At 68.0% G+C, this 15,894-nt stretch carries 12 protein-coding genes and 1 pseudogene; 7 read left to right on the forward strand and 6 right to left on the reverse strand.

Annotation, left to right across the window (positions count from 1 at the left end; genetic code table 11):
- Nucleotides 1–77 precede the first annotated feature (77 nt).
- Together A5750_RS00770 and cobN are read left to right on the forward strand one after the other, a co-directional pair.
- Complete coding sequence (locus A5750_RS00770) at nt 78–746, forward strand: alpha/beta hydrolase (protein WP_067260888.1); 669 nt, start codon at nt 78–80, stop codon at nt 744–746.
- Between the two features lie 3 nt (nt 747–749).
- Nucleotides 750–4,322 carry a cobaltochelatase subunit CobN gene (gene cobN, locus A5750_RS00775; RefSeq protein ID WP_067260635.1) on the forward strand — a complete coding sequence of 1,191 codons (3,573 nt, stop codon included), beginning with the start codon at nt 750–752 and terminating at the stop codon, nt 4,320–4,322.
- Between the two features lie 204 nt (nt 4,323–4,526).
- Here the strand turns inward: cobN and A5750_RS00780 are convergent, their stop codons facing one another.
- Genes A5750_RS00780 through A5750_RS00795 form a run of 4 tightly spaced genes read right to left on the reverse strand, consistent with a single transcriptional unit; the run spans nt 4,527 to nt 8,368 of the window.
- Nucleotides 4,527–5,330, reverse strand: a complete 804-nt coding sequence (locus tag A5750_RS00780; RefSeq protein ID WP_066949004.1) for an SDR family NAD(P)-dependent oxidoreductase — start codon at nt 5,328–5,330, stop codon at nt 4,527–4,529.
- 14 nt (nt 5,331–5,344) lie between these two features.
- Entirely contained in the window at nt 5,345–5,998 is a 654-nt protein-coding gene (locus A5750_RS00785) for a TetR/AcrR family transcriptional regulator (RefSeq protein WP_066949154.1), read from the reverse strand.
- Nucleotides 5,999–6,002: 4 nt separating this feature from the next.
- Nucleotides 6,003–7,148, reverse strand: a complete 1,146-nt coding sequence (locus A5750_RS00790) for a sulfotransferase (RefSeq protein ID WP_066948994.1) — start codon at nt 7,146–7,148, stop codon at nt 6,003–6,005.
- A complete protein-coding gene (locus tag A5750_RS00795) occupies nt 7,145–8,368 on the reverse strand; it encodes a DUF1214 domain-containing protein (RefSeq protein WP_197505318.1) in 1,224 nt (407 codons plus the stop codon). Before A5750_RS00795 ends, A5750_RS00790 begins: the two co-directional genes overlap by 4 nt.
- Nucleotides 8,369–8,491: 123 nt before the next feature.
- Here A5750_RS00795 and A5750_RS00800 point away from each other — a divergent pair, with 123 nt between their 5' ends.
- Nucleotides 8,492–8,878, forward strand: a complete 387-nt coding sequence (locus tag A5750_RS00800; RefSeq protein ID WP_066948991.1) for a PPOX class F420-dependent oxidoreductase — start codon at nt 8,492–8,494, stop codon at nt 8,876–8,878.
- Nucleotides 8,879–8,886: 8 nt separating this feature from the next.
- Nucleotides 8,887–9,741: a type 1 glutamine amidotransferase domain-containing protein gene (locus A5750_RS00805; RefSeq protein WP_067260639.1), complete on the forward strand. Its 855-nt coding sequence runs from the start codon at nt 8,887–8,889 to the stop codon at nt 9,739–9,741.
- Between the two features lie 5 nt (nt 9,742–9,746).
- On the opposite strand, the gene A5750_RS00810 is transcribed toward A5750_RS00805, so the two are convergent.
- The gene (locus tag A5750_RS00810) at nt 9,747–10,454 is read right to left on the reverse strand and encodes a dienelactone hydrolase family protein (RefSeq protein ID WP_066948983.1); all 708 of its coding nucleotides are present in this window, start codon (nt 10,452–10,454) and stop codon (nt 9,747–9,749) included.
- A gap of 73 nt (nt 10,455–10,527) precedes the next feature.
- Here A5750_RS00810 and A5750_RS00815 point away from each other — a divergent pair, with 73 nt between their 5' ends.
- From A5750_RS00815 to lnt, 3 genes and pseudogenes are all read left to right on the forward strand, one after another.
- Nucleotides 10,528–11,064: an FxsA family protein gene (locus A5750_RS00815; protein WP_066948975.1), complete on the forward strand. Its 537-nt coding sequence runs from the start codon at nt 10,528–10,530 to the stop codon at nt 11,062–11,064.
- Nucleotides 11,065–11,160: 96 nt separating this feature from the next.
- Nucleotides 11,161–12,702 carry an amidohydrolase gene (locus tag A5750_RS00820; protein ID WP_067260890.1) on the forward strand — a complete coding sequence of 514 codons (1,542 nt, stop codon included), beginning with the start codon at nt 11,161–11,163 and terminating at the stop codon, nt 12,700–12,702.
- 247 nt (nt 12,703–12,949) lie between these two features.
- Nucleotides 12,950–15,548, forward strand: a pseudogene (gene lnt / locus A5750_RS00825) (apolipoprotein N-acyltransferase).
- Here lnt and A5750_RS00835 read toward each other — a convergent pair.
- Entirely contained in the window at nt 15,523–15,858 is a 336-nt protein-coding gene (locus A5750_RS00835) for an RNA polymerase-binding protein RbpA (protein WP_066948966.1), read from the reverse strand. The pseudogene lnt and the gene A5750_RS00835 sit on opposite strands and share 26 nt — an antisense overlap.
- Nucleotides 15,859–15,894: the final 36 nt, after the last annotated feature.

Consider the following 15,894-nt stretch of genomic DNA (forward strand, 5'->3'; position numbering starts at 1 on the left):
GGCGAGATTTCGGCGGTTTTTCGCCCTGAGTGCACGTTCGAGATTGAAGCCTCGCCGACCTGGGCACCCTCGTGCCCGTGCAGACAGTGGAGTACGCACCAACACGTTTCGCGGATGTCTACGGCGACTCGACCCGGCCCACCGTCCTGTTGTGGCACGGCATGCAGACCGACGCCCGCGCCGCATTCGGCCCTCTGGCCGGCATGCTTGCCGACCGCGGCGCGGCGGTGGTTGCGCCGGACTGGAACTCGCACGCCGACGACGGCGGGCGCGGGGATCTGCTGCGATCGCTCGACTTCGCCCGCAACTTCGCCGACGCCCCCGACAACATCGTCCTCGTCGGGTGGTCGATGGGAGGTGTCGCCGCGGCGGCCCTGACGCTGCGGGGCGACGCGCAATTGGCGCACACCGTGTGCCTGGCGGGCGCATTCATGGTCCCCGACCCGATCTTCGGTCGGCGCGTCGACGACGACCTGTCGGCCGGCCCTGTCGGCGCACCGTTCACGTTGCTGCACGGCCTGGCTGATGACGTGGTTCCCGTGACGGCCAGCAGGGAGTTCGCCGAAAGCCTGCAACGGGTCGGGTGGCCGGTCGAGTTGGTGGAGCTGGCGGCCGACCACGGCTCTATCGCCGGCGCCGACTACGACCCGGTCGCCGACCGCTATGAGCCCGGCACCAGCGACGAGGCATTGCGGGTGGCCGGAGAGGTCGCCGCCCGCATCGCGGCGACGCTGCTGTACGAATGAGGGGTGGCTGAGCCGACCGTCCTGCTGCTGTCGACATCCGATACGGACCTGATCAGCGCCCGTGCCAGCGGCAAGAACTATCGGTGGGCCAACCCGTCACGCCTGGACGAGAGCGAGCTCCCGGCGCTGCTGGTCGACGCCTCGATCGTGGTGGTCCGGATCCTCGGCGGTTACCGCGCCTGGCAGAGCGGCATCGACGCGGTCATCGCCAGCGGGGTGCCGACGGTGTTGGTCAGCGGCGAGCAGGCTGCGGACGCAGAATTGACCGGCCTGTCCACGCTGGCCGCCGGCATCGCGGTGCAGGCGCACATCTACCTGGCGCACGGCGGCGTGGAAAACCTGCGCCAGCTGCACGCCTTCCTGTCCGACACCGTGCTGATGACGGGTTTCGGGTTCAGCCCGCCGGTGGTCACGCCGACCTGGGGCGAGCTGGAGCGGGCCGCGGGCGACGGCGACGGTCCCACGATCGCCGTGCTGTACTACCGCGCGCAGCAACTGGCCGGCAACACCGGCTACGTCGAGGCGCTGTGCCGGGCCATCGAGGACGCCGGCGGGCGCCCGATGCCGGTTTACTGCGCATCGCTGCGCACCGCCGAACCTGAACTGCTGCAACGGCTGGGCGACGCCGACGCCATGGTGGTCACGGTGCTGGCCGCCGGGGGACTGAAGCCGGCCGCGGTGTCGGCCGGCGGCGACGACGACAGCTGGAACGTCGAACACCTTGCGGCCCTGGACATTCCGATCCTGCAGGGACTCTGCCTGACCAGCTCCCGCGCACAGTGGAGCGAAAACGACGACGGGCTCAGCCCACTCGACGTCGCCACCCAGGTGGCGGTGCCCGAGTTCGACGGCCGCATCATCACCGTCCCGTTCTCCTTCAAAGAGATCGACGACGACGGGCTGATCTCCTATGTCGCCGACCCGGAGCGATGCGCGCGGGTCGCAGGCCTGGCCGTCCGGCATGCGCGGCTGCGCGACGTCGCCCCGGCCGACAAGCGGGTGGCCCTGGTGTTTTCGGCCTACCCCACCAAGCACGCGCGGATCGGCAACGCGGTCGGCCTGGACACGCCCGCCAGTGCGGTCGCGCTGCTGCGGGCCATGCGCGAGCGTGGGTACCAGGTGGGTGAACTGCCCGGGGTCGATGCCAACGACGGGGACGCGCTGATCCACGCCTTGATCGAGCGTGGCGGCCAGGACCCCGACTGGCTCACCGAAGGGCAGCTCGCCGGCAACCCGATCCGGTTGTCCGCCAAGGATTATCGCGATTGGTTCGCCACCCTGCCCGCCGCGCTGACGGACGCGGTGACACAGCATTGGGGCCCGCCGCCCGGCGACCTGTTCGTTGACCGTACCGGCGACCCCGACGGTGAAATCGTCATCGCCGCAATGCAAGCGGGCAACCTGGTGCTGATGGTGCAGCCGCCCCGCGGCTTCGGGGAGAACCCGGTGGCGATCTACCACGACCCGGACCTGCCGCCCAGCCACCACTATCTGGCCGCCTATCACTGGCTGGACACCGGATTCGGCTCGCACGCCGTGGTGCACCTGGGCAAGCACGGTAACCTGGAATGGCTACCCGGCAAGACACTGGGCATGTCCGCGGCCTGCGGGTCCGATGCCGCGTTGGGCAACCTGCCCCTGATCTACCCCTTCCTGGTCAACGACCCAGGAGAGGGCACCCAGGCCAAGCGACGGGCGCACGCGGTGCTCGTCGACCACCTCATCCCGCCGATGGCGCGTGCCGAAACCTACGGCGACATCGCCCGTTTGGAACAGCTGCTCGACGAGCACGCGAACGTCGCCGCGCTGGACCCCGGCAAGCTGCCCGCCATCCGCCAGCAGATCTGGACGCTGATCCGGGCCGCCAAAATGGACCACGATCTCGGGCTGACCGAGCGGCCCCCGGAGGACTCGTTCGACGACATGCTGCTGCATGTCGACGGCTGGCTCTGCGAGATCAAGGACGTCCAGATCCGCGACGGCCTGCACATCCTGGGCCAAAAGCCCTCCGGGGAAGTCGAACTCGACCTCGTGCTGGCAATACTGCGGGCCCGCCAACTGTTCGGTGGCGAGCAGACCCTCCCCGGGTTGCGGCAGGCACTGGGCCTCGCGGAGGACGGCACCGACGAACGCACCTCGGTCGACCAGGCCGAAGCCACGGCGCGCGAACTCGTTGCCGAGCTGCAGGCCAGCGGCTGGGATCCCGAAGCCGCCGAACGCATCACCGAGGAGACCGAGGTGGCGGCCGTGTTGCGGTTCGCGGCCACCGAGGTGGTGCCCCGGCTCGCCGGAACGGCCGCCGAAATCGAGCAGGTGCTCAACGCGTTGGACGGCCGGTTCATCCCGGCCGGCCCCTCCGGCTCCCCGTTGCGCGGCCTGATCAACGTGCTGCCCACCGGCCGCAACTTCTACTCCGTCGATCCCAAGGCGGTTCCGTCGCGGCTGGCCTGGGAAGCCGGTGTGGCCCTGGCGGATTCGTTGCTGAGTCGCTACCGCAACGACCACGGGCGATGGCCGCAATCGGTGGGACTCTCGGTGTGGGGCACCTCGGCGATGCGCACCTCCGGCGACGACATCGCCGAAGTGCTTGCGCTGCTGGGTGTCCGACCGGTCTGGGACGACGCGTCGCGTCGAGTCGTCGACCTGACGCCGATCCCACTGGCGGAGCTGGGCCGGCCCCGCATCGACGTAACCGTGCGGATCTCCGGGTTCTTCCGGGACGCCTTCCCGCACGTCGTGACGATGCTCGACGACGCGGTACAGCTGGCCGCCGGTCTTGAAGAGCCCGCCGACGACAACTACGTCCGCGCGCACGCACAGGCCGACCTAGCCCAGCACGGCGATCAACGTCGCTCCACCACAAGAATTTTCGGATCCAAGCCGGGCACCTACGGCGCCGGGCTGCTGCAGCTGATCGACAGCCGCAACTGGCGCGACGACGCCGACCTGGCGCAGGTGTACACGGCGTGGGGAGGGTTCGCCTACGGCCGCAACCTGGACGGCCGCGAGGCGGTCGACGACATGAACCGCCAATACCGTCGGATCGCCGTGGCCGCCAAGAACACCGACACCCGCGAACACGACATCGCCGACTCCGACGACTACTTCCAGTACCACGGCGGCATGGTGGCCACGGTCCGCGCGCTGACGGGGCAGGCGCCCGCCGCTTATATCGGCGACAACACCAGACCGGACGCGATCCGCACCCGCACGCTGTCCGAGGAGACCACCCGGGTGTTCCGGGCCCGCGTCATCAATCCGCGCTGGATGGCCGCGATGCGGCGGCATGGTTATAAGGGCGCGTTCGAAATGGCGGCGACCGTTGACTACCTGTTCGGCTACGACGCCACCGCCGGGGTGATGGCCGACTGGATGTACGAGCAGCTCACCGAGAGTTACGTGCTGGATCCCGAGAACCGAAAGTTCATGGCCGAGTCCAACCCGTGGGCGCTGCACGGCATGGCCGAACGCCTGCTGGAGGCAGCCGGCCGCGGTATGTGGGAACAGCCGCAACCGGAGACCCTCGACGGGCTGCGGCAGGCGCTGCTGGAGACCGAGGGTGACCTCGAGGGCTGACGCTCAGTCAGGAGTTTGCGCGAGTCGGCAGCGAGGTGACCGGGACCGGCGGCAGCGGTGTCGTCGGCAATGTCCACCCATGCCACCTTCACCAAGAACGGCCTGCCGAAGCCGACGCCAATCTGCGTCGCCACCGAACGTGCGGTTGGCCGCACCTTCGGCATCGAACGTGCGGCTGGCCGCACACTCGGCACGGCTGAAACCTCAGATGAAGTCCGATCCGCCGTCGACGTTGACGGTGGCACCGGTGACATAGCCGTTTCGCCGCGACACGAGGTAGGCGGTAATAGAGGCGACCTCTTCGGGAAGTCCGGCGCGGCCGAGATCGCAGGGCTGGTGAAAGTTGTTGTCGATCCAGCTCATGACGTCGACCGGGTCGGTGGCGTCGAGGCCCTCGGCGGCAAGGATGTCTTTGAGCGCCTCGGTGAAGCTGGCCGTCACGATCGTCCCAGGACATATGCAGTTGACTAGAATGCCGTCCTTGGCAAGGCTTTTCGACAAGTTCTTGGTGACGCTGGCAAGTGCCGCCTTCGACGCCGTATAGGCGACGATGCGCGGGTTCTGGCGCTGAATCGAATGTGCGGCCAGCGTCACGATGCGGGCCCAATCCGCGGTCCGCAGCAGCGGCAACGATGCTCGGATCGATCTGACGCCCGACATGGTGCCGAGCGCAAACGCCTCGTCCCACTCCGCGTCGTCCATCTGCTCGAAATAGCCGTCGCCGGGTCCAATGGTGTGGACCAGACAATTCAGTCGACCCCAACGCTCCGAGATCGTCGCAAAGGCATCACTGATGGACTGGGCATCAGCCATGTCGACGCTGATTCCCACGGCGTCCGGGGCGCCGGCCGCGCGCAGTGCTGTGACCGCGGTGTCGAGCGCACCGCGGCCCCTGGCCATCACGGCCACGCTGGCTCCCTCGGCCGCAAGGGTTTCGGCAATGGCCAGACCCATCCCTTTGCTCCCGCCGGTGACCACGGCGGTCGACCCCACGAAACCGAGATCCATCATCGACTCCTTCGCTACGAGTTTTTGGAGCAAATCCGCTCGATCGCTTCCGCCGTCACGCCCAGCCCGCTCAGGCAGAAGCGCACACTGCGCCGGCGGAGATCGTCGCGGTCACAATCGCCGGCCGCCCACTGTTGGTGAATGCCCGCCCAGACCACCCCGTGAATGAATTGGGCGTCGGTCGCCGGATCGATGTGGTGAAACATTCCGTTGTCCATGCCGCGCTGAAGTGTGTCGCTGAGTGGTTCGAGGATCTCGGCGTATGCGGGCCGAACGAGAATGGGGGAGGCGAACATCTGGGATTGAGCCTCCATCGACAGGCGGCGCAAGTCAGCACCGATGGTTTCGTCGAACGCCAGGTCGAGTCGGCCGTCAATCCACGCCGCCACCGCCTCGATGTCCGTGGTGGCACGGCTCATTCGGCGCCGTAGGCGCCGTTTCTCGACGCGCGCGTTCTCCAGGAAGACGGCGGCAATCAATTCGTCTTTGGAGGCGAAATGCCGATAGAACGCGCGTGTGCTCAATCCTGCCCGTTCCAGCACGGCGGTGATACCGAGCCCGCGAACTCCATCCTCGCGCAAAGCGATCGACGCGGCCTGCAGGATCTCGCGGCGTACGGCCGGGTCGGGGCCCAGCTTGTCGCGTCGCCGCGTGCGGGGAGCGGTCATGTCGTCAGCCGGTCGCATCGTAGCTGGCGAGGTAGTCGGCGAACCGTTCGCGAACGCCGTCGGGTGTCAAGCCGTAGTCGGTCAGCTCATAGTCATGCGCGCCACGGGAGCCGGGTCTGTGCCCTTTGGCCCATTGCTCTACGGAAGCCATCGTGGCGTCGGTGAAGCTCAAACCCAAGGCCTCGTAGCTGGTTCGCAGGGTGCGCACGGGATCGGTCTGCAGATCGGCGAACGAGACGTCTGCGAATCGGTCGTCACCGGCGCGGCCGCGGAAATCCATTGCCCGCCGGACGGCTTCAACCCAGCTGTTGACTTGTTCGGCACCGAGTTCGTTAGCGTCGTTGCGGTCGCTGCTCCAGCTGCGCACGTACTGAATGAGGCTGCATACCGACCCCATCACCTTCGCCGGGTCACGGTGGCTCCAAAGGAATTTCGCGTTCGGGTAGGCCTCGACGAGCGCGTCGAGTGCGAACATGTGCACGGGCGTCTTGAGGTGCCATAGCACCGGCGGACAATGCCATTGCAACAGCTTGAGCACTCGCCGGTGAAAGGTGTAGGTCCCGCGCATGTCGCAGTCCATCAACCACGCGAGATAACCGGGCGCGCGAACGGCGCCGTCGAAGTGAAAGGTGCGAAAGCTCATTCCCATCAGGTCCTGGCATTCGGTCGGTGCCGTTGGCTCGGAGTTGTACAGCGTCTTCATGAGCGGGAACATGTCATCGAGCATCTTCAGGCCGGCCTCGGCCTGTGCGATCCGCGGATCGGTGTGTTGGGTCGCGGCCTCCGGCGGCGGGGTGGGGGCTTGCGATTCCCACATCCGTAGCGACCGGAATTGCGGGTCGGCGGCCACCAGCTGACTCAAAGCGGTGGTCCCGGTGCGGGGTAACCCGATCACGAATACGGGGCCGTCGACCACCTCGTCGTCGAGCTCGGGGTGGCGGGCGTAGGTGTCCTCGATCTTGAGGCGCTGAATCAAGGCGTTACTGATGGTGGCGTGCTGGATGATCCGGCCCATGTCGTTGAGGTCGGCCTCGGTGTTCAGCGCATCGACGATGCGTTCGAGCCCCTCGCGATAGTAGGGCGAACCGAAATCCTCGAGACCCGTTGCGGCGCGGGCGCCGTCTTCCAACTTGTCGGCATCGAACATCATTGTGCAAACCTCTTGTGCACGGCTTGGCGACGCGCCGCGAGGACGGACCGGCGCTCTTCTGGAGTGACTTTTGCGGTATTCGGAGGTAACTCCGAATCAATCTCGCCGAAGGGCACGACGCGGGTGGTCGGCGTCGGCGCCGTCTCGGTGCGCACACAGCGCAGGATGATCGGGCCGTTGCTGTGGCCGGCGGTGTCGAGCCAATTGGCGACGCCCGGATCGTCAGAGCACAGCACCAAGCGCACGATGCCATCGTCGTCCACTACGGCCTGATGGGCATTGAGGCTGGACTGGTGGCGCCCGTAATGGATCGTCTCCCACCACGGATTGCCGATGGAGAAGCTCCAGTAAATACCTTGGGGCGGCTTCACTTCCACGATGAGCGCCTCATTCGGGCCCAGCTCCCACCGGCCGATTACCGGCCTGTTCTCCGCCGCCGCACCTATATCTGTGCGGTCGATCGGCGGCAGGAATCCGTTGGGCGGTGCCGCGGCGCCGAATTGCAGGAAGAACGCCAGATTGTCGCCGACGAAGTCACCGAGCGCAGTGATCTGCCGCGACACCACCATGTCCGGATCAACTGATGGGCCGTCGGTTTGCACCGCGTCGCCGATTCGCTCGATGCGCAGCGACGAGGCCACCTCGGTGTCCCAGTCGTAGAAGAAGTGCCGCACCGTCAACGTGGGATGGTCTCCCTCGATGCGCATCCAATTGCCTGGTCGGTCATCGGCTGACAGCACGACCTCGAAGTTGCCATCCGCATCCACGTCGAGCTCATCCACCAGTTCGTTCGCTGTCGCGGCGACGCCGTTCATTGTCTGCAGCCCGACGTACCTCGCGGTCCCTCGATTCCCGAACAGCCGATAACTCTCGCCGCCGCGCAACACCGCACGGGTGTAGAGGCAGTCGGGGCACTCCATGCCCCAGGTCACCAGGTCGTCAGTGCTGGTACGGCGCACGCTCAGAACCGGGTGCGGATCGAACCGCAGCACCTCGTCGATTCCGGCGGCAAGCAACACCAACAGATGCCGGATGCCGGCAGCGACGTCGATTCGGTTTCGACTTGCCGGGTCGGATTCGACGGTCTGTGCGGCTGCCCGTAGCCGGACCAGCAGATGGGACCACGCCTGAGAAAGGTCTACATTGCCGACTTCTTCCGACAACGCCGCCTCTGCGATTGAGAACGGCAGCCACGCCAGCGGTGTTCTCGGCTCGCTCACGTTCTCCGCTTCCGTCGTGCCGGCAGTCTTAACTGAAAATAATATTTTCGGTTAAGGGTGCCATGACTATCGCAGTGACCGCTCACGATGTCAATGACGGGTCGTGCAGCGTAGGTTGTTACCGTGACGCCCGCATTCGCCGATCTCGCCAAGGCGCAGTACATCCTGTTGACCACCTTCACCAAAGACGGCAAGGCCAAGCCGACGCCGATTTGGGCGGCCGCCGACCAAGACCGGCTCCTGGTCATCACTCAGGAAAAGTCCTGGAAGGTCAAGCGGATTCGCAACACTCCGAGGGTCACGCTGGCCACCTGCACCATGCAGGGCCGCCCGACCAGTGAGGCCGTCGAAGGCACCGCCGCGATACTGGACAAGTCGCAAACCGCCGTGGTGTACGACGCGATCGGAAAGCGTTACGGCATCGTCGGCAAGGTGTTCAATCTCTTCAGCAAGCTGCGCGGCGGCATGGAGAACAATGTCGGTCTCGAGCTGAGGGTGGCGCAGGCCTAGGGCGCCTCATGGGCACCGTTCTCGTTCCGATCCCGGACCGCGATTTCGACCCGACCGAGGTCGCCGTCAGCTGGCGCGTCTTGATCCGCAACGGTCATCGGGTGGTGTTCGCCACCGAAAGCGGATCGCCCGGTGCGGCGGACGACATCATGGTGAGCGGCCGCGGTTTGGACGTGTGGTCCGCCCTGCCGGTGCTGGGCGCCATCCCGGCGGTCGGGCTGATGCTGCGCGCGAACAAGGACGCGCGTAGCGCATACCGGGACATGTTGGCGTCAAACGAGTTTCAGCACCCAATCGCGTGGGCGCAAGCCGGTCTCGACGGAGTCGACGCCCTGCTGCTGCCCGGCGGGCATCGCGCCCGCGGCATGCGCAGCTATGTCGACAGCGACGTCCTGCACCGGCTCGTCGTCGACGCCTTCAAGCGGGGGGTCGTCGTCGCCGCCATATGTCACGGCGTGCTCCTAGCCGCGCGCAGCGTCGACCCCGCGACGGGTCATTCGGTGCTCTACGGACACAAGACCACCGCGTTGACATGGGCGATGGAGGGCCTGGCGTGGCGATTGACGCGGTTCACCCGATTCTGGGATCGAAACTACTACCGCACCTACACCGAGCAGCCCGGCCAGCCCCGCGGCTACATGTCCGTGCAGTCGGAAGTGACTCGCGCACTTGAAAATCCGACGGATTTCTGCGACGTCGTGCGCGGTTCGCCGGGCTGGCGGCGCAAATCCTCCGGGATGTCACGCGACACCGCGACCGACTCGCGGCCTGCGTTCGTCGTCGACGACGGCAGCTACGTGTCGGCGCGTTGGCCGGGAGATACGCACACGTTCGCGACGGTTTTGTCGCGAAAGCTGGTGTGACGCAATTACGTCGTCGCGCCCGATGCCAAATGTTCGCCGAAGAACGCGAAGACCCGGCGCCAGGCGTCCTCGGTGGCGTCCGCGTCGTAGCCGAAACCGGTAATCCGCAGTAGTGGCTGGGCGGGCAGTTCGTTGGCGAAGCTGTGGCCGACACCGGGGTAGACCTTCACGTCGGCGGTGATGTTCTTGTCGGCGATGGTCTCGCGCAGCTTCTCGGGCGCGCCCCGTCCCAGCGGGTCACGGGCGCCGAAGCTGGCCACTATGGGGCACGCCCCATCGAGCGTCCTGTCGAGGTTGCGGGGCAGGGGAGCGCCGTAGAACGGCGCCGAGGCGCCGAAACCCTTGGGCGACATGACCAAAGCGAACTGGCCGCCCATGCAGAAACCCGCGATGCCGACCTGACCGGAACATTCGGGCATGGCTTTCACGTGGTCGCGGGCCGCGAGGATGTCGTCCAGGGCACGGCCGCGCTGTGTCTGCAGCTCCTTCATCACCCGGGTGATGCAGCGGATGCGGCCGCCCCGCGCGTACATGTTCGGGGTGATCGCCACGTAGCCGGCCTGCGCGATGCGCTTGTTCGTCGACTCCTTGTCCCTGCCGTATCCGAACGCGTCGTGAATCACGACCACGCCGGGCCACGGGCCTTCACCGCTGGGAAGGTCCAGCAGCGCGTCGATCGGTCCGGCGGGCGTGTCGATCTCAATCGTGGTCATAGCGTCATCTAACTGCAATCGCCCCGGACACCACCATGGGAACTTCGACGCAGTTGGCGGACGTTGGCTGTACATGCTGTCACGGCTGTTTCTCGTCTACGCCGCCGTCGAGCTGGCGGCGACCATCGCCCTGGTTGCGACGATCGGTTGGGGTTGGACGCTGCTGGCGCTGGCGGGCACCTTCCTGCTCGGATGGAGCCTTCTGGTGCCGGTGATGGGCTCGCACCTGGCCCGTCAGATCGGGCACCTGCGCTCCGGCCTGGCCGAACCGCGCACCGCGGTGCGAGACGGGACGTTGGTCACGCTGGCCACCCTGCTGGTCCTGGTGCCCGGACTGGTCACCACGGCCCTGGGGCTCCTGCTGCTGATGCGGCCCGTCCGCGCTGCGGTCGGCCCCGGTCTGGCCGCGGTCGCGATGCGTGGCCTACGACGGCGGGTGCCGCTGTTCGCCGACACGACGTTGTTCGCCGCAGGCGTGCGTCAGCGCGGCGGTGCTGCGGCGGACGACTACATCGACGGCGAGGTCGTGGACGTCCACGACATCAGGCCGCCCGCCCTACCGAACGAGCCGGTGCGGGGCGGATACCCGGGCCGGCCCGCCTGGGACTAACCACCGGCCCGCCACCACACGTAGTTTTGCCCTGTGAGCGACACGTTGCTGGTCAACGGCCGGGTGCACAGCCCGACCCATCCAGACGCCACCGCCATGGCGGTGCGCGACGGCGTGGTCGCCTGGCTGGGCAGCGATGACGTCGGCCGCAGCACGTTTCCGGGCGCGGACGTCGAGGACTTGAACGGCGGTTTCGTGGCGCCCGGCTTCGTGGACAGCCACATTCATCTGACCGCGACGGGCCTGACGCTCAGCGGGCTCGATCTACGCGCGGCGAGCTCGCGCGCGCAGTGCATCCAGATGCTCGCCGAGTACGCGGCAGCCCACCCCGGCCGTCCGGTGTGGGGGCATGGCTGGGACGAGACGTCGTGGCCCGAGAACTCCCCGCCGAGCACCGCCGACCTCGATGCCGTCCTCGGCGACCGCGCCGCCTACCTGTCCCGGGTCGACGTGCACTCGGCGCTCGCCTCGACGGGGTTGCGCCGGCTGGTCGCGGACCTACCGGCGGCGGTCGGCTTCGCCGCCGACCGGCCGCTTACCGGCGACGCCCACCACTTGGTCCGCGCCCTAGCCCGCGGCCTGTTGACGCCCGAGCAGCTGGCCGAGGCCCGCGCGGCCGCCCTGCGGGCCGCCGCGGCGGCCGGCATCGTCGCGGCGCACGAATGCGCGGGGCCCGAGATCGGCGGGCTGGACGACTGGCTGCGGCTGCGTTCCCTCGTTGCGGGTGTTCGAGGCGTCGAGGTGACCGGCTACTGGGGCGAGGCGGTGACCACGCCCGCACGGGCGCGCGCGCTCATCGAGGAGACCGGAGCCCGCGGGCTGGCCGGCGATCTCTTCGTGGACGGCGCGCTCGGGTCGCGCACCGCCTGGCTGCACGCGCCGTACGCCGACGCCGAGGACCGGCTCGGCACCTGCTACCTGGACCCCGACGCCATCGAGGCGCACGTGCGGGCGTGCACCGAGGCGACGGTGACCGCGGGCTTCCATGTCATCGGCGACGCCGCCGTCTCCGCGGTGGTCACTGCCTTCGAGCGGGTCGTCGCGCAACTCGGAGCCGTCGGCGTCGCCCGGTGCGGGCACCGCCTGGAGCACGTCGAAATGGTCACCGCCGAGCAGGCCGCCCAGCTGGGGCACTGGGGCGTCATCGCCAGCGTGCAGCCCAACTTCGATGCGTTGTGGGGTGGCCCCGAGGGCATGTACGCGCGCCGCCTCGGCGCCGAACGAGGCAGTCGGCTCAATCCGTTAGCGCTGTTAGCATCCCAAGGCGTGCCCCTCGCGCTTGGTTCCGACGCACCGGTAACAGGCCTCGACCCCTGGGCGAGCGTGCGCGCGGCGGTCAACCATTGGACCCCTGGCAGCGCGGTCTCCGCGCGCGCCGCGTTCGCCGCAGCAACCCGTGGTGGCTGGCGGGCCGCAGGCGTCCACGACGGCAAGATGGGGACACTGGTGCCCGGTGCGCCGGCCTCCTACGCCGTGTGGGACGCCGGGCCCCTCGACGTCCACGCACCTCGCGACGCCGTGCAGCGCTGGTCGACCGACCCGCGCGCCCGGGTGCCGGCCTTGCCGCGCCTGGGCCCGAACGACGCCCTGCCGCGGTGCCGGCGAACGGTGCATCGGGGCGCTGTCATCCATGGCTGAGGACTGGCCCGGCCGAAAGGACCGCGCTGAGGAAGCCGCTGAGGCCGACCCGACGGACGATGATCTTGCGGCGCGCCCCGATACCGAACCGGCCAGTGGCGACGCGGCTTCGGAGCGCGATGACAAGCCCGGAGAAGATGTCGACCCCTCGGAACCCGGCGCGCCACCGCTGACGAGCCGCATCGCGGCCGCAGCACGCCGGGTGGGCGCCGGAGCGCTCGCGCGGCTGCCTGCCGTCCGGGCCGCGATGCTGCCGCGGCTGACCCGCTTGGCCTGCGCCATAGCCGGCGGTGTCCTGCTCTTCACCAGCTTCCCGTCGCTGAACTGGTGGTGGGGCGCGGTCGTCGCGGCCGCGCTGCTGGCTTGGGTGCTCAAGCATCCGGCGACGACGCCGGCGGGCGGTTTGGGCTACGGGTTCCTTTTCGGGCTGGCGTTCTATCTGCCGCTGCTGCCCTGGATCAGCATGCTCGTCGGTGCCGTGCCCTGGATGGTGCTGGCCATGACGTGTGCGCTGTTTCCCGCCCTCTTCGGCCTTGGCGCCGTGCTCGTGCGGCAGCTGCCGGGCTGGCCGGTGTGGTTCGCGCTGGTGTGGACGGCCCAGGAGTGGCTGAAATCGATCGTCCCGTTCGGCGGCTTCCCATGGGGGTCGGTGGCATTCGGCCAGGCGCAGGGCCCCTTCTTGCCGTTGGTCCAGCTCGGCGGCGCCGCGTTGCTCTCGATGGCGATCGTGCTGGTTGGGTTCAGCGCGACCGCCATCGAGCTGGAGATCGTGAAGTGGTTGCACGCCGGTAAGCGGGCGCACCGCGGCGCCGACGAATCGGCGAACGCCGGTGCTGAACCGCCCGCGGTGGTGCTGCCGGGCGTCTGCATCTGCCTCGTGCTGTTCGCGTCCGTCGTCGTCTGGCCGCAGGTTCGGCACGCCGGCACAGGATCGGGCGGCGAACCGTCGGTCACCGTCGCGGTGGTGCAGGGGAATGTGCCGCGGCTGGGTCTCGACTTCAACGCGCAACGTCGGGCCGTGCTCGACAACCATGTCCGCGAGACCCTGCGGCTGGCGGAGGACGTGCGAGCGGGACAGGCGCCGCAACCCCAATTCGTCATCTGGCCAGAGGACTCCTCGGACATCGATCCACTGGTCAATGTCGACGCCGCGCTGGTGATATCGCAGGCCGCGACCGCGATCGGCGCACCGATCCTGATCGGCACCGTGTCGGAACTGCCCGGCAGCCCGCCGGAGAATCCGCAGTACACCAACACCATGATCGTGTGGAACCCGTCGACCGGACCGGCCGACCGGCACGACAAGGAAATCGTGCAGCCCTTCGGCGAATACCTGCCAATGCCGTGGTTGTTCAGCCATCTCTCCTCGTACGCCAACCGCGCCGGGAACATGGCGCCCCGGCCGGGCACGGACGTCGTGCACATCGCCGGGGTGCCGGTCGGGGTGGCCACGTGCTGGGAAGTGATCTTCAACCGCGTCCCGCGCAAAGCGGTCCTCAACGGTGCCCAGTTGCTCGCCGTGCCGAGCAACAACGCCACCTTCAACAAGACGATGAGCGAACAGCAGCTGGGATTCGCCAAGGTGCGCGCCGTTGAGCATGACCGATACGTGGTGGTCGCGGGCACCACCGGGATCAGCGCGGTGATCGCGCCGGACGGCGCCGAGCTGGTTCGCACCGACTTCTTTCAGCCCGATTACCTGGACATCCAGGTGCGCCTGAAGACGAAACTGACACCGGCGACACGTTGGGGTCCCATCCTGCAATGGCTCCTGGTCGCGGCGGCCGGAGCGGCAATCCTGGCCGGGATACGGCACAATAGATTGTTCCCGCGTCCGATTCGTCGGAGGTCCGAGCCCCCGGACGAATCCCCGAACGCCGGTACGCCCCCGGGCGAAACCCCGCCTGACGAGGGCGGCGACCAGGCGCCGCCGGAGGACGGCGGTGACTACACTCCGCTCCACGAGGGGGGCGAACGACCATCGCGACACATCGGGCGACACAGAGGAGCTACATGACCACCGGCCAGCCGGCGCCCCGGAACCCGGGGAATCGTCCCAGCGAGCGCGTCCTGGTGATCATCCCGACCTACAACGAGCGGGAGAACCTGCCGGTGATCCACCGGCGGCTGAAGGACGCCTGCCCGCACGTGCACCTACTCATCGTCGACGACAGCAGCCCCGACGGCACCGGCGATCTCGCCGAGGAACTGGCCGCCGCCGATGCGGGTCGCACCCACGTGATGCACCGCACCGCCAAGGACGGCCTGGGCGCGGCGTACCTGGCGGGCTTCGCCTGGGGTCTGAGCCGCGACTACTCGGTGCTGGTGGAGATGGATGCCGACGGCAGCCACGCGCCCGAGCAGCTCCACCGTCTGCTGGACGCGGTCGACGCCGGAGCCGACCTGGCCATCGGATCCCGCTACGTCGAGGGCGGGTCGGTGCGAAATTGGCCGTGGCGGCGCTGGGCGCTGTCGTGGACGGCCAACACCTATGCGCGGCTTGCCCTGGGAATCGGCGTCCATGACATCACCGCCGGCTACCGCGCCTACCGCCGAGAGGTCCTCGAGGCGATCGGCCTCGAGGCGGTGGACTCCAAGGGCTACTGCTTCCAGATCGACCTGACCTGGCGCACCGTGTGCAACGGGTTCGTCATCGTCGAGGTGCCGATCACCTTCACCGAGCGCGAACTCGGCGTCTCCAAGATGAGCGGATCCAACATCCGCGAGGCGCTGATGAAGGTCACCCGATGGGGCATAGAGGGCCGCAAGGCCCGCGCCGGCACCCAGCGCGCCGACAACCGCAGCTAAAGCGGTCGGGGGTCAGCCGCGGCGGCGTGACCGGATGATTTCGAGCCGCTCCTTGAGCAGCTCTTCGAGCTCCTCGACCGAACGGCGCTCCAGCAGCATGTCCCAGTGCGTACGCGGCGGCTTGACCTTCTTCGGCTCGGGCAGGTCGCCGTCGATCAGCGTGCCGTCCAGGCCGTTCTTGCAGGGCCAGGTGCCGGGAATCTCGGCGTCGTCGGCGAACGGAACCTCGAATTCCTCGCCGTTGTCCGTGCGGTACCGCGCGATCTGACGCGGCGCCAGGTCGTGGTTGCGGTCGGTCTCGTAGCTCACGGCTCCGAGGCGGCTGCCCCTAAGGACGCGATCAGCCATGTTGCTACTCCTCTAGGTCATTTGAATTTTCGGGCT

Source organism: Mycobacterium sp. 852002-51613_SCH5001154, assembly GCF_001667425.1.
Taxonomy (GTDB): Bacteria; Actinomycetota; Actinomycetes; order Mycobacteriales; family Mycobacteriaceae; genus Mycobacterium.